This is a genomic window from Nonomuraea basaltis, from assembly GCF_005893125.1.
Taxonomy (GTDB): Bacteria; Actinomycetota; Actinomycetes; order Streptosporangiales; family Streptosporangiaceae; genus Nonomuraea; species Nonomuraea basaltis.
Genome location: NZ_VCJS01000020.1, coordinates 1 through 18,562, shown reverse-complemented (window position 1 = coordinate 18,562; position 18,562 = coordinate 1). Strand labels below are relative to the sequence as shown.

Here is an 18,562-nt window from a genome sequence, read left to right as displayed (position 1 = left end):
CGCCCCATGGCGCAAGATATTCGGGTGAGCGATGACCTGATCCTTTCCGTCGTCATGGGGTCCCGGGCGTACGGGCTCGAGACCGATGACTCCGACACCGACCGGCGGGGCGTGTTCGCGGCGCCGACGGCCGCGTTCTGGCGGCTGGACAAACCGGCCACGCACCGGGACGGGCCGCTGCCCGAGCAGTTCTCGTGGGAGGTCGAGCGCTTCTGCCGGCTCGCCCTCGACGCGAACCCCACCGTCCTCGAGTGCCTGTGGTCCCCCATCGTGGAGGTGATCACGCCGGCCGGGCGGCGGCTGCGCGACCTGCGGGGGGCGTTCGTGTCGGAGCGGGCGCAGGCCTCCTTCGCCGGGTACGCCGACACGCAGTTCCGCCGCCTCGACCCGGCCGCGCCCAAGTGGAAGCAGGCCATGCACATGATGCGGCTGCTGCTCAGCGGCCTGCACCTGGTACGGCACGGCGAGCCGCTCGTCCAGGTCGGGCCGCACCGGGACCGGCTGCTGGCGATCAAGCGCGGCGAGCTGCCGTGGGCCGAGGTCGACGCCTGGCGGGCCGCGCTGTCCGCCGAACTGGCCGCCGCCCCGAGCGTCCTGCGCGCTTCACCGGATCGCGACCGGGTGGAGGATTTCCTGGTCGGAGTGCGGAAGGAGAACCTGTGAACGGGCTGCCTGGCTGGCTCTCCGAGATCCCGGGCGAGCAGCCGTACGCGCTGGCGTTCGCCACGGTGAGCGGCGCGCACCTGTACGGGTTCCCGTCGGTGGACTCCGACGTCGACCTGCGGGGCGTGCACGTGCTGCCGGTCGAGGAGGTGGCGGGGCTGCGGACCGGGCCGGAGACGCTGGAGCGGATGTGGACGCGCGACGGTGTGGAGATGGACCTGGTCACGCACGACCTGGCCAAGTTCTGCCGACTGCTGCTCGGCCGCAACGGCTACGTGCTGGAGCAGCTGCTGTCGCCGCTGGTCGTCGCGTCGTCACCGGTCCACGAGGAGCTCGCCGCGCTGGCCCCCGGGTGCCTGACGCGGCATCACGCCCACCACTACCTGGGGTTCGCGCGTACGCAGTGGCGGCTGTTCGGGAAGACCCTGGAGCTGAAGCCGCTGCTGTACACCTTCCGCGTGCTGGCCACGGGGACGCATCTCATGCGTACCGGGGAGCTGGAGGCCGATCTGACGCGGCTCTACGCGTACGGGCCGGCGTACCTGCCCGAGCTGGTGGCCGCGAAGAGTGAGACCGAACACGGGCGGTCGCCGTCCGTCACGGGACTGGAGGCGGACGTGGAGCGGATGACCGCGACGCTGGAGGAGGCCCAGGACGCCTCGGCACTGCCTGAGCGAGCCACGGCGGAAGAGGCGCTGCACGATCTGGTGGTACGGGCGCGGCTCGGCACCAGGGCACCGCTGTGACCGTGGTGGGCAGGGATGGCCCGCTCCGGGTCGTCGACGGCATGCTGGCGGCGGCATCGGGGGGCGTCGTGGTGGAGGGCCGGCGGGTGCCTCGCCGCCACCGGCTACGTGTGGGCCTTCGCCTCCCTGAGAGCACCCGGACCCAGAGCCCACTACGACCGCCGGCGTGCCGAAGGCGATCGGCACTCCAGCGCACTTCGGCACACGTTCAACCGGATGCTCGGCTGCCTGCGTCACTGCCTGCAAAAGGCGTTCCTTCGCTGAACAGGTGGCCTCCCCTTCACGCCAGCAGTCAGCCTGGGCATGAGAGCGTGACAGCCGCTCGGCTCGTCGAGCGAATTTGTCCGCTGCTCGTGCGATCATCCCTCCATGTCACAGGAGGACCGTGTCGTTGCGCACTACGAGCGCCTTCTCGATGCCGCGCAATGGCTCGACGTCGGCATGTCCTGGACTGTCATCCAGCCGCTCGACGAGCCGATGGACATCGTCGAGGTGGCCGAGTTGATCGGTGGCCCCGATGCTGAGCTCCAGGAGAGGGACGTTGAAGGATTAGAGGCATTTATCGACGAGGTCGGCCCGTCGATCATGATCCTTGATCTGGAGGGTGGGCTTTTCTCGCCGTACGAGTCCGCGCCGTTGGAGCGTCTCAGCGTCGGTGCTCGGGTGTGGCACCTGGAATGGAACGTTAACGGCCATTCATGCCTGGTCTACGCCGCTGATGGGCGCCCACGCCTCACTATGCCAAGGCTGGATCCACGCGAGGCTCATGGCTCGAACCCCCATGCTTTGGATCACCTTCTCCGTCTGCTGCCAGAGCCGTTCGCCCGGTTGTCGCATGCGAGCGCCATGGCTCTCGTCCAGATGGACAGCGGGGCCCATCTGGACCTGGACTGGCTGAACGCTCCCCAGCAAGCCCTCGTCTTCAGCAAGGGACTGACACCTTAAGCAGATCAGATGCCTGCGCACCCGGCTCCGGAGGCCGGTTGCCGATCCGCGGCTCTCTTGACCCACGAGCGTGGACGGTCAGTTCGCGAGCTTGGGCAGGACAGCCTGCGCGTCCTCCTGTGTGATCTCGATGCCCAGGCGGTCGCGCAGGGACGCCACCAGCTCCTCCACGGTCGCTACCGGCAGGTCCTCCAGCCGGATCCGCGTGCCGGCCGTGGTCCGCTGGACGAGCACGTGGTGCCGGAAGGGCGACTGCGGGTACTCCGAGACGAAGAAGTTGGCCACCTCGAAGTCGCTCGGATAGTGCGGCTCGTCGGGGCGGAAGGCGTACAGCTCCGTCTCGCCCGAATGCAGCACCCAGAAGTCGCCGTCGCGCCCCAGCCGCCACCGCCACTCGCCGGACTCCAGCGTGGCGTCCTCCTCGAACGGCATCGGTTCGACCAGCCCTTCACCGCCGAACCCCACGTCGGCCAGCCAGGTACGGCCGTCGGCCGTCACGGTGAGCGTGGCGTGGGAGCGCGGCAGGTGGTAGCGGCCGAGCCGGATCCTGGCCAGGTGGCGTTTTGCGGTGAAGCCGAGGCGTTCGAGCGCGGCGGCGAACAGCAGGTTCTGCTCATGGCAGTACCCGCCGCGCCCGCCCGTCACCAGCTTGTCCTGCAGGCTGCCGAGGTCGAGGCGGTTGCCCCGGTCGAGGAGCACGTCGAGGTTCTCGAAAGGGATGGCCTGGACGTGCGCCAGGTGCACGGCACGCAGCGTCGGGGCGGGCGGGCCGTCGTAGCCGATTCTGCTCAGGTACGCGTCCAGGTCGAGTTTCTCGATGTCCCACGTCATGTGATCAACGATGACGGGTACGACGGCCCGCGCGCTATCCCGCGTTCACGGGATTCTCGACCTCCGCTGGCTCCGCGGGCTCGGCCGCGATCTCAGGTTTGGCCGACAGGACGAGCCGGATGGCGAAATTGCGGTACCCGGCCCGTTCGAACGCCCTGGCCATCGGCGCGTTCCCCATGTCCGTGTCGGCCGCGATCCGCTGCACGCCCCGTTCGGCGTGGAAGCGGGTGATCTCGGCGAGCAGGTCGTCGACGTACCCGTGGCCGCGGTGCTCGGGCACCACGCCGAGGTAGCCGACCACGGGCCCGCCGTTGTTGGCCGACGGCAGCGCGACCCCGACCAGGTCCCCGTCCTTCGCGTACGCCAGCCGCCACCACGACCGGTCCCCCGGCATGGACTTGTAGTCGTTGACGTCCTCGCGCGCCTGCGCCTCCGGATCCATGGTGACGAGGGCCTGCCGCGTGGAGTAGTCGAGCGTGCCCTCGGCCACCCGCCGGAACGCGGCCACGAACGCCTCGTCGTCGTCATCCCCGTGGAAGACGAGGCGGTCCGGCGACTCGGGCACGGGCTCGTCCGCCGTCCACTCGTAACGCAGGCGCTCCAGCTCCTCGGTCAGCCCGGCCCGGCCGGCGGCCTCCCACCGCCAGGCGATGGCCGCCGCGGCCTTCGGGTTGTCACGCCAGCCGTTGGACACGAACACGTGGTACGCGGGCCGCTGCCCGAAGGCGGCGTGGGCGTGGTCCAGCAACCCGGCGGCCAGGTCGACGCGGTCGTCGGCGGACGGATGGACGTACAGGCAGTCCATCGCGAGCGGCTTGCCGCCGGGGAAGCCCCACCAGACGGCGCGGGCCAGAATCTCCTCGCCGTCCTCGGCGAGAGCAAGCCAGATGTGGTCGTAGCGGTAGTTGCCGCTCTCCAGGAACGACAGGAGGCGGTCGGGGTGGGCCCAGCTGATGGACTCGTCGACGACGCAGCCGAGCAGGCGGTCTAGGTCGGCCTCGACCGCGGGACGGAAATGCACGATTCCTCCGAGAAGTAGAAGCGGGCGCGGTGAGCGCCCGGGGTAGTGCGGAACATCTCAGCGCCTCCTTTCTTCCGACTTTTCGGCGTCGGAGGGCACTCTAACTGAAATATCGCGACAGGATGGGCTCGTGATGTCCTACGACGACGACACGCTGCCTCTGCAGCCACCGATCCGGCTGCCCGACGAGGCCACGCTCGCCGCGGCCGTACGCGCCGCCCCGCTCGCCGAAGAGCTGAAACCTGCGGGCGACGACGCGGAGGTGCTGACCGCCTGGGCGGATCACTGCCGCGAGCGGCTGGCCGCCGACGAGGGCCTGCTGCTGGAGCTGATCAGGTTGTTCCTGTCGCGGGAGCCGCTCAAGGGCGACGTCCCGGAGACGCTGTCGGGCCTCGGGCTGGTACGCCAGGCGGAGCCGTACACGCTGAGCTGGCTCGGCCTCTGGGTGGCGCGGCAGATCATCGCGGACACCACCGGACAGGACATCCCGGTCATGGGCTCGCTCGCGGAGAGCGACGCCGCGGGGCTGCTGCACGGCCTGCGGTCCTATCCCGAGTCCGAGCGAGGCGAGGAGCTGGCCGGCTGGCTGAAGGGCCGGGACGCCGACGCGGCGGTGACGGAGATCGCCTCGGTGCTGGGCACGGTGAGCCCGCTGAGCCGGGCGGTCGGCGTGGAGCTGCTGTGGTCGGACTTCGGCGAGGAGGGCCGGCTGGCTCTGTCCAGGCTGCTGGAGGAGCCCAAGCTGGGCGCGGTGATCGCGGCCAGGACCGGCCGCCAGGACCGGCAGCCGGTGCCCGAGGAGATCGGCTGGGTGCTGGTGGACATGGCGGCGGCGCTGCTGGAGTTCGGGGACGAGGCGGGCGAGGTGATCAAGTCCATCGCCATGGGGATGAACTCGGACGAGCAGGCGGGCACCATCGCGATCCTGGCCTTCGGGGATCACCCGTGGACGGGGCCGGTGCTGCGGGTGTTCATCGACCACCATCCGGACGAACGCGTCGCCGCCGCGGCCCGCAAGGCACTGCGGCGGCTGCGCGGCTTGACGGACCTGCGCACATGAGGCGCTCCTCAACCGGCGGTCGCATCCCAGCGTGAGCGGGTGGGGCGCGTGCCGGCGTGAGCGGCCGTCGGGCGCGTCGCGGCGTGAAGGCGCCGCGGCTCGCGAGCTTGTCCCGGTAGAGTCGGCTCGGTGACGAAGCATACGATCTCCCCACAGACCGGCATCATGGGTGAGGCGTTCGCCTGTGAGTGCGGCGTCGTCCTGGTCGGCCGCATGACGGCCGAGCTGCACGCCGCCGAGAACAACCTGTGCTCGGTCTGCCTAGGCTCCGCGCTGGAGCAGGTGGCGCCCGACGTGGCGCGCGACTGCACGGCGTGCGCGGGGACCGGGCGGCGCAAGGAGCAGATCACCTGGCAGCTCGCCTACGCCGAGGCCGAGCACCTGATCACGATGACCGTGGTACGCGGAATCGTGTCCGGCTTCGACGGGCCGTTCCACCTGTCGGAGATCGCCGACACGGTCCGCGCCGGTCTCGGGCTGCCCACGGGCCGGCTGCCGGTCGGGCCGCGGGTGCGCGACCTGCTGCTGCAGTTGCAGGTCGCGGGTGAGATCACCATGCTGTCGGCACCCGACGAGATGCTCGGCACCGACATGGTCCTCTACCGAGACCCGCAGTGGCAGCGGGCCCGGACTCTGGGGCTGTAGCCCCTTGGGCCCCTGGGCTGTAACGCTGAGCCCCTTGTGCTGTGAGCCCTGAGCCGCGGCGAAGGACGCGGACGCGAGGCCCTTAGACGCGGCAGAGGATCTCGCCGTGCAGGATGGACAGCCAGCCGTCCTCGGCCGCCGCCCACTCCAGCCAGCCCTCCGAGATCCGTCGCAGGTCGCCCTCCGTGGCGGCGCCGATCGCCAGAGCCTGCTCGGCCATGGCCGAGCGCAGGATCCGCTCGGCCCACATGCCGCCCCACCAGGAGCGGTCCTCCGGCGTGGCGAAGCACCAGGTCGATGAGGTGGCGGTCACGTCCTGGAAGCCCGCGGCCCTGGCCCACGACAGCAGCCGCCGCCCGGCGTCCGGCTCGCCGCCGTTGCCCCGCGCGATCTTCTGGTAGAGCGCCATCCACTCGTCCAGCTCCGGCAGCCGCGGATACCAGGCGAACGCGGCGTAGTCGCTGTCCCGCACCGCCACGTACCCGGTGGGCCTGGTCACCCTGCGCATCTCGCGCAGCGCCCGCACCGGGTCGCCGACGTGCTGCAGCACCTGGTGGGCGTGCACGACGCAGAACGTGTCATCGGGGTACGGCAGCGCGTGGACGTCGGCGACGGCGAACTCCACGTTGCCCAGCCCTCTGGCGGCCACCTCGGCCCTGGCCAGGCCGAGCGCGTCCTCGGTGACCTCGGACGCCGTCACGTGCCCGGTCAGGGCCGCGAGGTCGGCGGTGATCGTGCCGGGGCCGCTGCCCACGTCGAGGACCTTCATGTGCGGCTTCAGGTGGGGCAGCAGGTAGGCGGCCGAGTTCCCGGCGGTGCGCCAGCGGTGCGAGCGCAGCACGGACTCGTGGTGGCCATGCGTGTAGACGGCGTCCATCGGCGAACTCCCTCGTTTGTTCCGATGCCGATGACCCTAGCCTGAGTCTCATCATTTAAGAAGAAATGTCTTGACATATGAGATCAATTCGCTCGTAGACTTGTGCGCAAGGTTCACGACTTTGAGGAAGGCGTTGGTCGTGGGAGAGGTCCGGCCGATCGTGCACGTGGGCGACCCCGTGCTGCATCACCCGTGCGAGCCGGTCACCCGGTTCGACGGCGAGCTGGTGGCGCTGGTGGAGGACATGTTCGCGAGCATGTACGCGGCGGAGGGCGTGGGCCTGGCCGCCAACCAGATCGGCGTGCCGCTGCGCGTGTTCGTCTACGACTGCCCGGACGCCGACGGCGAGCACCACAAGGGCGTCGTCGTCAATCCGGCTCTGGAGCTGCCCGAGGTCGGCGAGCGCCGCCTCGACGCCGATGACGAGGGCTGCTTGTCGGTCCCCGGCCAGTACGCGCCGCTCCCCCGGCCCGACCACGCCATCGTGCACGGGTTCGACGCGGCCGGCGATCCGGTCACGGTCGAGGGCACCGGGCTGCTGGCACGCTGCCTGCAGCACGAGACCGATCACCTCGACGGCTACCTGTACATCGATCGCCTGCCCGCCAAGCGCCGCAAGCAGGTGCTGGCCGCGTACCAAGAGGCACATTCCACTATCGCAGATATTTCACCGCTATAGTGGAGGAATGACAGGCGAAGGGATCCTGTCCAGCGGCCTGTCGATGGGCGAGCTGGGGCAGCGGATCCGTACCGAACGGCGGGCGCGGGGGCTGTCCATCGAGCGGCTGGCCGAGCTGAGCGGCATCAGCCGGAGCATGGTCTCCGAGGTGGAGCGGGGTGCCAAGACGCCGACCGTGCTGGTGCTCGACCGGCTGGCCACGGCGCTCGGCACGTCGATCGCCCGGCTGCTCGACGAGCCCGCGCACGGCGCGATGCGGGTGCTGCGCCACGCCGAGCAGCGGGTGCTGCGCGACCCGTCGGGCTGGGAGCGGCGGGTGCTGTCGCCGGTGCTCGGGGACGTGGAGTTCGAGTTCATGCGGACGACCATCGGGCCGGGCGTGGACGCGGGCGAGTTCATGCCGCACGCGCCGGGGTCGCGGGAATACCTCGCCGTCGAGCACGGCAGCCTGCGGCTGACCATCGACGGCAGGCCGTACGAGCTGGGCGCCGGGGACTCGGCCTACTACCCGGGCGACTGCCGCCACGCCTTCGCCAACGACGGCGCCACCGACTGCGTCTACTACCTGGCGATGGAGCTGGGCGGGGTCGGGCAGCACGAACCACGGAAGGAATCGCGAGATGGATGAGCTGTGCGCGTCCGGACCAAACGGGGACAGCCTGTCCGTGGCCGAGGCAAACGGGGACGGCTCGTACGGCGATGATCTGCGCGCGGCCGGCGCGAAGGCGGCCGCGATCATGGTCGAGCATCTCGCCGGCGTCGGCGACCGGCCGGTGTGGCAGCCGGTGCCGGGCGAGGAGCGGGACTGGCTGAACGGCCAGGACATGCCCGAGACCGGGCGTGCGCTCGACGAGCTGCTCGAGGACGCCCGCACGCACGTGCTGCCGCACCCGATGGGCAACGGGCACCCCCGCTTCTTCGGCTGGGTGAACTCGCCGCCCAACCCGGCCGGCGTCCTCGTCGAGCCGCTGGCCGCCGCGCTCAACCCGAGCTGCGCCGGCGGCGACCACGCCGGACCGCACCTGGAGCGGGGGGTGGTGCGGTGGCTGGCCGAGCTGGTCGGGTTCCCGCATCCGCCCGGCGGCGGGCTGCTGACCAGCGGCGCGTCCATGGCCACGGTGATCTGCCTGGCCGCCGCCCGCCAGCGGGCCGCGCTCGCCGACGGCTGGGACGCTCGCGAGGAGGGGCTGTCCGGACGGCCGCCCATGGTCTTGTACGTCACCGAGGAGGGCCACAGCTGCCTGCACAAGGCCGCCCACCTGCTCGGCCTGGGGACGCGGCACGTGCGCACGGTGCCGGTGGACGGCGCGTACCGGATGGACGTGCGCGCGCTCCGCAGCATGATCGCCGAGGACCTCGAGGCGGGGCTGCGGCCGTTCTGCGTGGCGGGCAGCGCGGGCACCGTCAACTCCGGCGCCGTCGATCCGCTCGGCGAGATCGCCGACGTGGCCGCCGAGCACGGGCTCTGGTTCCACGTGGACGGCGCGTACGGCGCGCTCGGCGTCCTGGCCGGCGGCGCCGCACCGCACTACGCGGGCCTGGACCGGGCCGACTCCCTGGCCCTGGACCCGCACAAGTGGCTCGGCGTGCCGGTGGGCTGCGGCTGCGCGCTGCTGCGCGACCCGGCCGCCGCGCGGGCCGCGTTCAGCCTGGTGCCGTCGTACCTGATCGACGACAACGCGGGCGACCTGGGCTGGTTCGCCGAGTACGGGCCCGAGCAGACCCGCCCGTTCCGCGCGCTGAAAACCTGGGCCACCCTGTCGCACCTGGGCCGATCGGGCGTCGCCCGCCTGGTGAACCACACGACCGGGCTGGCCCGCACACTCGCCGCCATGGTCGAGGAGGCCGCCGACTTCGAGCTGCTCGCCCCCGTCACCACGTCGATCACCGCCTTCCGGTACCGCCAGGAAAGCCGTGACGGGCTGGACGCGCTCAACCGGGCGATCCCGGGCGCGGTGCAGGCGCGCGGGAACGCGTTCCTCACCGGCACCCGGCTGGGCGGCCGCGAGGCGCTGCGGGCCTGCTTCCTGCATCCGGACACCACCGAACGGGACCTGGCCGTCCTGCTCGACGAGATCCGCCTGGCGGCCAAGACCGTCCAGCCGTGAGCGTGAATCGCTCATTCGCCCGGGTAGGGGGTCGGCTCGACCGACCGACCTACAGGAGGCTTCCCATGGCGAAAACCGTAGCTGATGTCATGACTTCGCACCCGGCGACGGTCGAGGCCGACCAGCCGGTGTCCGTCGCGGCCGCGCTCATGCGCGAGAACGACGCCGGCGCCGTGATCGTCAACGACAACGGGCGCATGCAGGGCATCATCACCGACCGCGACATCGCGGTGCGCGTGGTGGCCGACGACAAGGACCCGCAGACGCCGATCCGGGAGGCGTGCAGCCCGGCCGTGGAGGCCGTCGGGCCCGACACCAGCATCGACCAGGCCGTCCAGCTCATGCGCTCGCACGCCGTACGCCGCCTGCCGGTGGTCGAGGACGGCCGTGCCGTCGGCATCGTCAGCCTCGGCGACCTCGCGCTCGAGCGCGACCCGAACTCGGCGCTCGCCGACATCTCGGCCGCGGAAGGCAACCGGTAGAGGCGAGCAGTAACGTGGCCGTGTGGTCACAGTCGACGATGTACGCCAGTTCGCGCGCACGCTCCCCCGCTCGTCGGAGCACCTGATCCGGGACCGCGTCAAGTTCCGCGTAGGCAAGATCGTGTACGTGGCGTTCTCGCGCGACGAGACGCTCATGGGCTTCGGGTTCCCGAAGGAGGAGCGCGAGGCGCTGGTGGCGGCCGAGCCGGACAAGTTCCTCATGCCGAGGGAGTCCGACCTGCGCTTCAACTGGGTGGTGGCGCGCATGGCCGCCCTTGACGCAGAGGAGATGCGCGAGCTGGTGCTGGAGGCGTGGCGGATGTGCGTGCCGAAGAAGGTGCGCGTGGAGCAGCAGCTCGCCGCCGAGCGAGCCCTTCTCGGCGGCCCCTGACGGCGGCCGGAACGCCGGGGCCCAGGCGTAGGAGCGCTGTCCTTTGGCGCCGTGGCTCTGACCCCATCAGAGCGACAACGCGGCCATGAAGGCCATGCTCGCCGCCATTCCGGCCGAGCACAGATCCTGGCCGAGCACCCTTCGATTCCCGCCCCGCTCGGGCAGAACGCGGATGAGCCGAGCGCAGGTCCAGGCCAGCCCGATGACCAGGGCCACTGCGGCCAGCGAACCGCCTCCATGCGGGTGCCCGGACGGAGCGCCGGCGAGAGGGGGTCCGCTGAGCGCCGTCAGCACCAAGAGGATGGGCATGACCACGAAGTCCTGGATGTGATGACCGGTCTCCGCGCGGCGGGAGGGGGAGCCGCAGAGCCAGCCGGCGGTCAGCAGCGCGAGCACCGCGACGGAGAGGAACAAGCCGCCCAGATGCCCGGCCGCCATGCCGAGCGCCATGACGACGTGCGGCCACCTCCTGGTGGGACGTGCGGAGGGCAGCAGGGCCGGTGCGAGGGCAAGGACGCAGCCGACCGATACCCCCACCGTGTGGAGGAGAGCCATGATGCACTCCTTCCCGTTGTCGGTCATTGCACCCTCAGACCGGACAGCTCGGCAGGTTGTGACGGAACGAAGAAGCCGCGGGGCGGCGTTCGCATCGTCTGGAGGTTCCGCCCGGCGCCCAACACCTTTGGCCGACGCCGTCGACGAGGACGCGTCAGTGGTGGTGGCCGTGCCGGCCGAGGGTCTCCACGGGGGTTGCGCCGGGGCGGGTCCACTGCGGTACGGGGCGGCTGGTCGGGCCCCAGGTGGCGACGCCGTCGGCGTCCGAGCGCCAGTACCAGCAGATCGGCGAGCCATGCCCACCGACCGGCGAGCCGGCCTGAGGCGCCTCGGGCCAGCCCTCGGGGTTGTCCTCCCACGCCTCGCGGCGGCCGTAGGGCGTCATGTCGAGCAGGCCCAGGGACCCGTTGATCGGCTCGTTGCCACGGCCCGTCGTGGAGTAGGTGAGGAACACGCGGTCGCCGTCGCGCAGGAAGCAGGTGATGGAACCCATGCTGCCGCCGACCGGCGCGTCCACGTCGCGCACCGAGTACCAGGGCTGGGTGTAGCCCATGAACTCGACGTAGGAGGCCACCTCGTCCCACGGGCCCGTGGTCAGAATGGCGAACGAGACGCCGCGGGCGTTGAGGTAGACGGCGTCCTTCAGGTGCCAGGCCGTGGTGGTGCAGCCCTCGCACTGCCCCTGGTGCGGCGCGCCGTCGTACCACATGTGCTTGTAGACCACGAGCTCGTCGCGGCCCTGGAACAGGTCCAGGAACGGGACCGGGCCGTCGGGTCCGACGACCTCGACCGTCCCGTCGAGCTCCACCATCGGCAGCCGGCGGCGGGCCGCGGCGATGGCGTCGCCCTCGCGGGTGTGGGCCTTCTCGCGGACCAGAAGCTCGTCACGGGCGGCCTGCCAGGTGGCCAGGTCAACGACGGGCGGGCGGCCGGGCAGCGCGGTGGTCGGGTCATTCGGCGTGGTCGTCATGGTGTCCTCCGTGGTGTCTCGTACCGGGCAGCGACGTACGACTTCCTACGACGGTCATCAGAACAGACTCACGACCCGGCCGGAACTCATCGCGCCGGGGACGCCCCCGGCCGGGCCGGCACCGACCACGTCGGGCCGGCACGTTCACAGGCGCGCTCTGACGCCGTGCTGCTCGTCGACGAACCGCGACTCGCATACACGGATATCGGACGGTCGATGACTTTCACAGCCGCCGGACGCGCAGCACGCAGGTCAGCATCGGGAGGGTGAACTCGCCGTCGGCGGTCTCAGGTCGGCTCGCGAGGTAGGCGCGGACCTGACCAAGCGTGGCCTCTCGTTCCTGTTCGGGCATGACCAGCATCCCCGCCCTCGTCGCGAGTGTCTCGACGAGGGAGTCGGCGGTGCGGCGCTGCCCGTGCGGGAACTCCGCCTGCTCCGACGAGCCGAACCGGGCGGCCACGCCCGTCTTGGGAAGGTGCATGCCGGCCGTCTCGGCGCGCCAGCCGGTGGGCGTGTCGCGTGGGCCGACAGCCGCGCTCCCGCTGACCCGCGCGAGTCCGGCAACCCAGTCGACCCGGTCGTCGAGGACGTTCCACAGGCCGGCCAGGATGCCGCCGGGTGCGAGGACCCTGGCTATCTCGGGTCCCGCGACGGCCATGTCGAACCAGTGCATGGCGTTGCCGGCCAGCACGGCATCGACGGACCCGTCCGGCAGCGGTATCGCCTCGGCGCTACCCGGCAGGGCACGGACAGCCGGCAGCGCGCGGCGCAGCTCGGCCAGCATCGCCGGGTCGGGCTCGACCGCAACGACGCCGACGCCCACCGCGTCCAGCGTCGCGGTCAGCTTGCCGGTACCGGCGCCGAGGTCGAGCACCCGCTGCCCGGGCGCGGGCTCAAGCGCCCAGCACACCGCGGCCTGCGCGTAGTCCGGGCGGTGCTCGGCGTAAGCGGCCGCTGCTGCACCGAACGACGAGCTGAGAACTAGCCGGTCATCCTGTTCCACGCGATCATCTTATGTGTGCCGCAAGTACCTGTCCTGGGCCCCACAGGTCCCTCACGTGCCAAGTCGCGGATCCTACAGCCGCCGGGCACGTCCGACCGCGGCCAACGTCGATCATCCTCAGAATGGCCCGCGACCACGCCGCGCCCGGGCGTCACCAGTTGGCGGGTTCGGCCAGCGCGTAGGAAGAGGCGATCCTGGCGTGATCGTGGTAGATCGACAGCACGCTCTGGCCGCTCGGCGTGCCCTCACGCCAGCCGGTGCAGTAGATGCCCGACGACCACCGGATGGTCTGCGACGTCTTGGGCAGCACCGCGACCCCGGTCCTGCTCCACACCTTCTGCCCGTTGACCCAGACCTCGAAGGCGCCCGAGGTGGCGTGGAGCTTGAGGCGGGTGACGATCCTGATCCACGTTCCCCGGAGGTTCGTGATTTTCGCGAGGGTGGCCGAGAAACCGCCCGAACCGCCGATTCTGAGCTCGTCGTTCTGGACGTACATCAACTCCCAGGGGCCCTCGGGGTCCTCGGGCGACCACTGTTGGAAGGTGACGTTCTGGTTGTGGAACCGCCAGGTGGGCGGCAGGTAGACGGCCTGGCCGTAGTAACGGTCCTCGCCCACGGCCTGGGCGCCGTGCTGGACGGTCTCGGAATGGTATCCCCCGCCCTCGTTGACGTAGGTCTGCCGGGCCTCGATGGCGGTGGTCCCCTTGTACGCGGGGCTGCCGACCGTGCGCAGCACGCCCTGCTTCTGCGGTTTCTGCGGGAAGTTGTTCCAGCCGGTCACAGTCCCGGTGTCCTGGAAGAAGACGCCGGCGGGAAGATCGGCCGCGGGCCGGGCCCACTTCTGCTCAGCCCCGGTCGTGCAGGTCTGGATCTTCACCTCGGTGCCGTTCGGGCCGGCGCCGCCGCCGGTGACGTCCAGGCACAGGCCCGAGTGGCTGCTGGAGATCGTCCCGTTGGCATTGAGCGCCCACTTCTGGTTGGTCGCCCCCGTGCAGGTCCAGGTCTGCACGGCAGTCCCGGGCGCGGTGCCGCGGCCCTGGACGTCCAGGCATTTGACGTCGCCGCCGCTGTAGACGCGCAGTTCCTGGGCGTCGGTGTAGGTCCACTCCTGGTTGGTCTTGCCGTTGCAGTCCCACACGATGGCCTTGGCGCCGCGTTCGATGCTGGCGCCCTGGACGGTCAGGCACCGCATGGAGGCCTGGCCGACCAGCGTCACGGGGGGTTCGGCCGCGGCCGCCGGGACTGCGGGGGCCAGGGCCGCGATCATTCCTAAGACGATGATGATCTCTCGTCGGCGCATGTGATCCTCTTTCTCGGGGATTCTGGTGGGCGAGTATCACACGCCTTCCAACTATTAGTAAAGTTTCTTTAAGCTTCTTTGACCGGCGACGAGGAGCGGCGGTAGAGACAGAGTCCGAGACCCCCGAAGATCAGCATCGAGGCGATCGAGTTGGGCGCGATCCCGAACCACGCGTCAGCGTGGCCGTCGAGGCGCAGGTGGCCGTTGAGCAGGAGCGGCGTCGCGAGCGCGTTGCTCACCGTGTGCAGGGCCACGCCGGGCCAGATGGAGCCGGTACGCACCCGCATCACGCCGTACAGGACGGCCAGGGCCACCATGCCGGCGAAGAACGTCGGCAGGTACCACGACCAGGGCAGGCTCGTGGTGGCGGCGAAGTCGGCCGGGCGCATCCACACCAGGTAGAGCGGCAGGTGCCACAGCCCCCACAGCACGCCGACGAGTGCGTGCGGCGCGATGCCGGGCAGGCCGAGCGCCACGGCGGTGCGGGTGGCGTACCCGCGGAAGATGAACTCCTCCAGCACATTCTTGATCAGCAGGAACCCCAGCGCGGTGGCGAACGCCTCGAACAGGGCGGGCTCGCCCTGGGCGGGCGCGAGGGAGAACGTCGCGGCACCGGTGGCAGCCGCGAGCGCCACGCACAGGGCGACCGCGGCCGGGAAGAGCGCGACCGCGAAGGCGAACCAGCGGGCGCGGCCTGGGAACCGTAACGTCAGGCCCAGCGGCCCGGCGCCGTCCCGGCTGAGGAAGTGGAGGCCGAGCGCCGTCAGCGCCGGGACCAGCAGCCACAGCCCCTGCCCCGGTGTGCTGCCGCTGGCGGAGGTCGTGTCGGCGGCGCCGGCCAGCTGGCCGGTGGCCCGGTCCAGGGCGGCGAACAGCCAGCCGCCGCCCGCGGCGACGGCGGCGAAGACGGCGAAGTTGACGCGGGTGCGCAGGCGCGAGGGGCCTGCGGCGGGCGGGGCCGGGATGACGGCGGTCACGGGGAGTCTCCGTTCTCGGGAAGGGTGTCGAGCAATGCCAGGGCCTCCTCGGCCCAGGCGATGGCCGCCTCGGCGCCGTGCCGGCCGGCGGAGACGGTCATGAGGGTGTAGGGCAGGTGGGGGGAGCCGCGGTCCTCCTCGGAGACCGTGCGCACCAGCGCGTCGTACTCGGCCAGCCGCCGCTCGGCGTCGGCCTTGGCCTCCTGGAGCAGCTCCCGGCAGCGGCTGACGCCGAGCTGCCGGCCGAAGAACAGGCGCAGCAGGAGCCCGTTGCGCGGCGGCACGGCCTTGATCGGTTCGTTCAGCAGGTCGCGCAGGCGGGCCAGGCCGGAGCCGGTGAGCTGGAAGATCGACGATCCGGCGCGCGGGCCCTCCTGGCGCTGGACGTGCCCCTCCTTCTCCAGGGCGTTGAGCGTGGGGTAGATCTGGCCGAAGCTCTCGCTCCAGAAGTGGCCGAGCACTTCCCTGATGGCCTCGCGCAGGGCATAGGCCGTCATCGGCTGGATGCTCAGCGCCCCCAGGACCGCCATCTCCGTCTGATCTCGTCGTGCCATCGAAGAGCCTCCTATCTGGCAGATATATCTAACAGATAGAAGACACCGACGGCAAGGCGCGGGTCGCACAGAGCCGGAGCACCTAAGACACGCTGCGGTAAAGACCCCTGGTCAGCGCGGTGATGCGCTTGACGGAGGCGCTCCACGTGCTGCCCGCCGGCTGGGCCGTCAGCATCGCCATGACGTACCGCTCGCCCTTGCCCACCAGGCCCGTCGTGTACAGCACCGGACGGCCGTAGTCGGGCACGCCCGAGCCGGTGGCGTGCTGGGCGATCCACGAGATGGGCGCGGCCACCGCCCTGGCATCGCACCGGATCGGCGGCGTCGTGCCGAACCCCGACCAGCCCTGCTTGACCGCCCACGGCCTGGGGATCGCGTCCGGGATGCCGAAGGTCTGGTCGAAGCCGTCGGTGCCGCACGGCGTGGATCGCCGCAGGTGGCCCAGGATCGTGTCCCTGACCTGGGCGTCGGCGGTGTCCAGCAGGTAGCGGTACGTGCGGACGATGTCGTACGCACTGAGCGAGCTGTAGCCCCAGAAGCCGGGTCTGGACGCGGGCGGCGGCGCGGTGTCGGCGAGGCCGAGTTTGCGGGCCATCCTGACGACGATCCGCCCCTTGCCGCCCCGGTCCCAGAACGCCGACGCCGCGTCGTCGTCGCTGGAGCGCAGCATGACCTTCAGCAGCTTCGCGTCGGCCGCGGGCACGCTCTTGCGCCGCTCGAGGTAGTCGATCGCGATCAGGATCTTGATGACCGACGCCGAGCGGTACTTGCGGTGCGCGTTCCGCGCGGCCACGAACTTGCCCGCCTGCCGGTCGAACACCACCCACGCCGCCGTGGTCCCCGCCGGCACACGCGGCGGCTTGGCGGCCGCCTGGACGGGCACGGCGAGTCCGACGACGAGGGGCACGACCGCCGCCGCGGCGGCCAGGGGCTTCATTCGCATTCGCCTATAACTACCAGATTCGGGCGGCATACTCTTGACCCGCCAACGAAAGCGGGTATAAACACAGAAGAAACCAAACGGAAACGGCGGTGAATCAACATCATGTACGCCGAGGAGCGGCAGCAGGAGATCCTGCGGAGGGCGCGGTCCGCGGGCCGCGTCGACGTGGTGACGCTGGCCGCCGAGCTCGACGTCACCACCGAGACGATCCGCCGCGACCTTACGTCGCTGGAGCGGGCGGGCGTGCTGCGCCGGGTCCACGGGGGCGCGATCCCCGTGGAGCGGCTGGGGTTCGAGCCCGCGCTGGCCGCCCGCGACGAGGTGATGACGGGCGAGAAGGAGCGCATCGCCAAGGCCGCGCTCGCCGAGTTGCCCGAGGACGGGTCGGTGATCATCGACGCGGGCACCACGACGGGGCGGCTGGTCCAGGTGCTGCCCGCGGACCGGGAGCTCACGGTCGTGGTGAACTCGCCGCCGCTGGCCACGGTCCTGGCCGCCCGCGCCAACCTGCACGTGATCGTGCTGGGCGGCCGGCTGCGCGGCAAGACCCTCGCCACGGTCGACGACTGGGCGCTGCGCCCGCTGGCCCACCTCAACGTGGACGTGGCGTTCATGGGCACCAACGGCTGCTCGCCGGCCAGGGGCCTGACCACGCCGGACCCCGCGGAGGCGGCGATCAAGCGGGCCATGGTCAAGGCCGCGCAGCGCAGCGTGCTGCTGGCCGACCACACGAAGTTCTTCAACACGTACCTGGCCACGTTCGCCGAGCTGAGCGAGATCGACGTGGTGATCAGCGACACCGGGCTCGACGCCGCACTTGCCGCCGACGTGGCGGCGGCGGGGCCGGAGGTGATCAGGGCATGATCCTCACCCTGACGCTCAACCCGAGCCTCGACCGCACGATCGAGATCGGCGCGCTGGACAGGGGCGCGGTCATCCGCGCCGCGGCCGCCCATCTCGACCCGGGCGGCAAGGGCGTGAACGTCTCGCGCGCACTGCTCGCCAACGGGGTCGCCTCGCGCGCGGTGGTGCCGTTCGGCGGGGACGAGGGCAGGCAGCTCGTCCGCCTGCTCGCCGCCGAAGGGCTCGACATGGTCACCGTGCCGGTGGCGGGCGCGACCAGGTCGAACGTCACGCTGGCCGAGCCCGACGGCACCGTCACCAAGATCAACGAGCCGGGCACGGCGCTGTCGGCGGCCGAGCTCGACACGATCGCCGAGGCCGTGCTGGCCGCCGCGCACTCCGGCGAGCAGGGGGCGGACTGGGTGGTCGCCTCGGGCAGCCTGCCGCCCGAGGTCCCCGCCGACGTCTACGCCCGGCTGTGCCGCAGGTTCGCGGAGGCCGGGATCCACGTCGCCGTCGACACCAGCGGGCCGGCGCTCGCCTGCGCGCTCGCCGCGGCCCCCACCCTGGTCAAGCCCAATCTGGAGGAGCTCGCGGCGGCCACCGGCGTGCCCATCCGCCGGCTGGGCGACGTGGTGGAGGCCGCGGGCAAGCTGCGGGCCGCGGGCGCGCGCACGGTGCTGGCCAGCCTGGGCGCCGACGGCGCCGTACTCGTCGAGGAGGACGGCATCTGGTACGGCGAGGCGCCGGCGACGGAGCCGCGCAGCTCCGTCGGCGCGGGCGACGCCATGCTGGCCGGGTTCCTGGCCGGCGGCGGGCGCGGCCCGGACGCGCTGGCGCGGGCGCTGGCCTGGGGCGCCGCCGCTGTGCGTTTGCCCGGCAGCCGGATGCCGGGCCCCGACGACATCGGCCCCGGCGCCGTCTCCGTCCATCCTCCCGATCCTGCCCGCCTCCTCGTGTCCCCCATCG

The 18,562-nt window shown here is 71.3% G+C and carries 22 protein-coding genes; 12 read left to right on the top strand and 10 right to left on the bottom strand.

Annotation, left to right across the window (positions count from 1 at the left end; translation table 11 throughout):
• Positions 1 to 24: 24 nt before the first annotated feature.
• The 3 genes from EJK15_RS12130 to EJK15_RS12115 all read left to right on the top strand — a co-directional run bounded on the left by EJK15_RS12130 (position 25) and on the right by EJK15_RS12115 (position 2,354).
• On the top strand, positions 25 to 663 hold the full coding sequence (locus tag EJK15_RS12130; RefSeq protein WP_240776921.1) for a nucleotidyltransferase domain-containing protein: 639 nt from the start codon (positions 25 to 27) through the stop codon (positions 661 to 663).
• Positions 660 to 1,409 (top strand): nucleotidyltransferase domain-containing protein, encoded by a 750-nt coding sequence (locus EJK15_RS12125; protein ID WP_138710490.1) that lies wholly within the window; start codon positions 660 to 662, stop codon positions 1,407 to 1,409. Before EJK15_RS12130 ends, EJK15_RS12125 begins: the two co-directional genes overlap by 4 nt.
• A gap of 369 nt (positions 1,410 to 1,778) precedes the next feature.
• Positions 1,779 to 2,354 (top strand): hypothetical protein, encoded by a 576-nt coding sequence (locus tag EJK15_RS12115; RefSeq protein ID WP_138710489.1) that lies wholly within the window; start codon positions 1,779 to 1,781, stop codon positions 2,352 to 2,354.
• Positions 2,355 to 2,432: 78 nt separating this feature from the next.
• Here EJK15_RS12115 and EJK15_RS12110 read toward each other — a convergent pair whose 3' ends face one another.
• Both EJK15_RS12110 and EJK15_RS12105 read right to left on the bottom strand, forming a co-directional pair.
• Positions 2,433 to 3,185, bottom strand: a complete 753-nt coding sequence (locus EJK15_RS12110; protein ID WP_138710488.1) for an arylamine N-acetyltransferase family protein — start codon at positions 3,183 to 3,185, stop codon at positions 2,433 to 2,435.
• A 34-nt stretch (positions 3,186 to 3,219) separates the two neighbouring features.
• Positions 3,220 to 4,206: a GNAT family N-acetyltransferase gene (locus tag EJK15_RS12105; protein WP_138710487.1), complete on the bottom strand. Its 987-nt coding sequence runs from the start codon at positions 4,204 to 4,206 to the stop codon at positions 3,220 to 3,222.
• 130 nt (positions 4,207 to 4,336) lie between these two features.
• Here EJK15_RS12105 and EJK15_RS12100 point away from each other — a divergent pair, with 130 nt between their 5' ends.
• Positions 4,337 to 5,266 (top strand): hypothetical protein, encoded by a 930-nt coding sequence (locus EJK15_RS12100; protein WP_138710486.1) that lies wholly within the window; start codon positions 4,337 to 4,339, stop codon positions 5,264 to 5,266.
• Positions 5,267 to 5,395: 129 nt separating this feature from the next.
• Positions 5,396 to 5,911 carry a hypothetical protein gene (locus EJK15_RS12095; protein WP_138710485.1) on the top strand — a complete coding sequence of 172 codons (516 nt, stop codon included), beginning with the start codon at positions 5,396 to 5,398 and terminating at the stop codon, positions 5,909 to 5,911.
• Positions 5,912 to 5,993: 82 nt separating this feature from the next.
• On the opposite strand, the gene EJK15_RS12090 is transcribed toward EJK15_RS12095, so the two are convergent.
• Entirely contained in the window at positions 5,994 to 6,788 is a 795-nt protein-coding gene (locus EJK15_RS12090) for a class I SAM-dependent methyltransferase (RefSeq protein WP_138710484.1), read from the bottom strand.
• 121 nt (positions 6,789 to 6,909) lie between these two features.
• Here EJK15_RS12090 and def point away from each other — a divergent pair, with 121 nt between their 5' ends.
• The 5 genes from def to EJK15_RS12065 all read left to right on the top strand — a co-directional run bounded on the left by def (position 6,910) and on the right by EJK15_RS12065 (position 10,448).
• Positions 6,910 to 7,467 (top strand): peptide deformylase, encoded by a 558-nt coding sequence (gene def / locus EJK15_RS12085; protein WP_240776920.1) that lies wholly within the window; start codon positions 6,910 to 6,912, stop codon positions 7,465 to 7,467.
• Positions 7,468 to 7,474: 7 nt separating this feature from the next.
• The gene (locus tag EJK15_RS12080; protein WP_240776919.1) at positions 7,475 to 8,095 is read left to right on the top strand and encodes a helix-turn-helix domain-containing protein; all 621 of its coding nucleotides are present in this window, start codon (positions 7,475 to 7,477) and stop codon (positions 8,093 to 8,095) included.
• A complete protein-coding gene (locus EJK15_RS12075; RefSeq protein WP_138710482.1) occupies positions 8,088 to 9,575 on the top strand; it encodes a pyridoxal phosphate-dependent decarboxylase family protein in 1,488 nt (495 codons plus the stop codon). Before EJK15_RS12080 ends, EJK15_RS12075 begins: the two co-directional genes overlap by 8 nt.
• Before the next feature lie 65 nt (positions 9,576 to 9,640).
• Positions 9,641 to 10,057, top strand: a complete 417-nt coding sequence (locus tag EJK15_RS12070) for a CBS domain-containing protein (RefSeq protein WP_138710481.1) — start codon at positions 9,641 to 9,643, stop codon at positions 10,055 to 10,057.
• A 22-nt stretch (positions 10,058 to 10,079) separates the two neighbouring features.
• Positions 10,080 to 10,448 (top strand): MmcQ/YjbR family DNA-binding protein, encoded by a 369-nt coding sequence (locus tag EJK15_RS12065; protein WP_138710480.1) that lies wholly within the window; start codon positions 10,080 to 10,082, stop codon positions 10,446 to 10,448.
• A gap of 66 nt (positions 10,449 to 10,514) precedes the next feature.
• On the opposite strand, the gene EJK15_RS12060 is transcribed toward EJK15_RS12065, so the two are convergent.
• From EJK15_RS12060 to EJK15_RS12030, 7 genes are all read right to left on the bottom strand, one after another.
• Positions 10,515 to 11,003 carry a hypothetical protein gene (locus tag EJK15_RS12060; protein WP_138710479.1) on the bottom strand — a complete coding sequence of 163 codons (489 nt, stop codon included), beginning with the start codon at positions 11,001 to 11,003 and terminating at the stop codon, positions 10,515 to 10,517.
• A gap of 154 nt (positions 11,004 to 11,157) precedes the next feature.
• The gene (locus tag EJK15_RS12055) at positions 11,158 to 11,973 is read right to left on the bottom strand and encodes a DUF899 domain-containing protein (RefSeq protein WP_138710478.1); all 816 of its coding nucleotides are present in this window, start codon (positions 11,971 to 11,973) and stop codon (positions 11,158 to 11,160) included.
• 223 nt (positions 11,974 to 12,196) lie between these two features.
• The gene (locus tag EJK15_RS12050) at positions 12,197 to 12,976 is read right to left on the bottom strand and encodes a class I SAM-dependent methyltransferase (protein ID WP_138710477.1); all 780 of its coding nucleotides are present in this window, start codon (positions 12,974 to 12,976) and stop codon (positions 12,197 to 12,199) included.
• 151 nt (positions 12,977 to 13,127) lie between these two features.
• Entirely contained in the window at positions 13,128 to 14,243 is a 1,116-nt protein-coding gene (locus EJK15_RS70455) for an RICIN domain-containing protein (protein WP_206060804.1), read from the bottom strand.
• Positions 14,244 to 14,344: 101 nt separating this feature from the next.
• Positions 14,345 to 15,253 carry a CPBP family intramembrane glutamic endopeptidase gene (locus EJK15_RS12040; protein WP_171074252.1) on the bottom strand — a complete coding sequence of 303 codons (909 nt, stop codon included), beginning with the start codon at positions 15,251 to 15,253 and terminating at the stop codon, positions 14,345 to 14,347.
• A complete protein-coding gene (locus tag EJK15_RS12035) occupies positions 15,250 to 15,807 on the bottom strand; it encodes a PadR family transcriptional regulator (RefSeq protein ID WP_138710474.1) in 558 nt (185 codons plus the stop codon). Before EJK15_RS12035 ends, EJK15_RS12040 begins: the two co-directional genes overlap by 4 nt.
• 82 nt (positions 15,808 to 15,889) lie before the next feature.
• Positions 15,890 to 16,750, bottom strand: coding sequence for a D-alanyl-D-alanine carboxypeptidase family protein (locus tag EJK15_RS12030; protein ID WP_138710473.1), 861 nt, complete (start codon positions 16,748 to 16,750; stop codon positions 15,890 to 15,892).
• Between the two features lie 102 nt (positions 16,751 to 16,852).
• On the opposite strand from EJK15_RS12030, the gene EJK15_RS12025 reads away from it, so the two are divergent.
• Positions 16,853 to 17,614 carry a DeoR/GlpR family DNA-binding transcription regulator gene (locus tag EJK15_RS12025; protein WP_138710472.1) on the top strand — a complete coding sequence of 254 codons (762 nt, stop codon included), beginning with the start codon at positions 16,853 to 16,855 and terminating at the stop codon, positions 17,612 to 17,614.
• The coding region (gene pfkB / locus EJK15_RS12020) for a 1-phosphofructokinase (RefSeq protein ID WP_138710471.1) at positions 17,611 to 18,562 on the top strand (952 nt) is incomplete at its 3' end. The genes EJK15_RS12025 and pfkB, both read left to right, overlap by 4 nt.

Coding starts and splice junctions, on each gene's coding strand:
- EJK15_RS12090 (WP_138710484.1), bottom strand. CDS start 6,788: ATGGACGCCGTCTACACGCATGGCCACCACGAGTCCGTGCTGCGCTCG.
- EJK15_RS12055 (WP_138710478.1), bottom strand. CDS start 11,973: ATGACGACCACGCCGAATGACCCGACCACCGCGCTGCCCGGCCGCCCG.
- EJK15_RS70455 (WP_206060804.1), bottom strand. CDS start 14,243: ATGATCGCGGCCCTGGCCCCCGCAGTCCCGGCGGCCGCGGCCGAACCC.
- EJK15_RS12075 (WP_138710482.1), top strand. CDS start 8,088: ATGGATGAGCTGTGCGCGTCCGGACCAAACGGGGACAGCCTGTCCGTG.
- EJK15_RS12025 (WP_138710472.1), top strand. CDS start 16,853: ATGTACGCCGAGGAGCGGCAGCAGGAGATCCTGCGGAGGGCGCGGTCC.
- EJK15_RS12070 (WP_138710481.1), top strand. CDS start 9,641: ATGGCGAAAACCGTAGCTGATGTCATGACTTCGCACCCGGCGACGGTC.
- EJK15_RS12080 (WP_240776919.1), top strand. CDS start 7,475: ATGACAGGCGAAGGGATCCTGTCCAGCGGCCTGTCGATGGGCGAGCTG.
- EJK15_RS12060 (WP_138710479.1), bottom strand. CDS start 11,003: ATGGCTCTCCTCCACACGGTGGGGGTATCGGTCGGCTGCGTCCTTGCC.
- EJK15_RS12035 (WP_138710474.1), bottom strand. CDS start 15,807: ATGGCACGACGAGATCAGACGGAGATGGCGGTCCTGGGGGCGCTGAGC.
- EJK15_RS12030 (WP_138710473.1), bottom strand. CDS start 16,750: ATGCGAATGAAGCCCCTGGCCGCCGCGGCGGCGGTCGTGCCCCTCGTC.
- EJK15_RS12110 (WP_138710488.1), bottom strand. CDS start 3,185: ATGACGTGGGACATCGAGAAACTCGACCTGGACGCGTACCTGAGCAGA.
- EJK15_RS12115 (WP_138710489.1), top strand. CDS start 1,779: ATGTCACAGGAGGACCGTGTCGTTGCGCACTACGAGCGCCTTCTCGAT.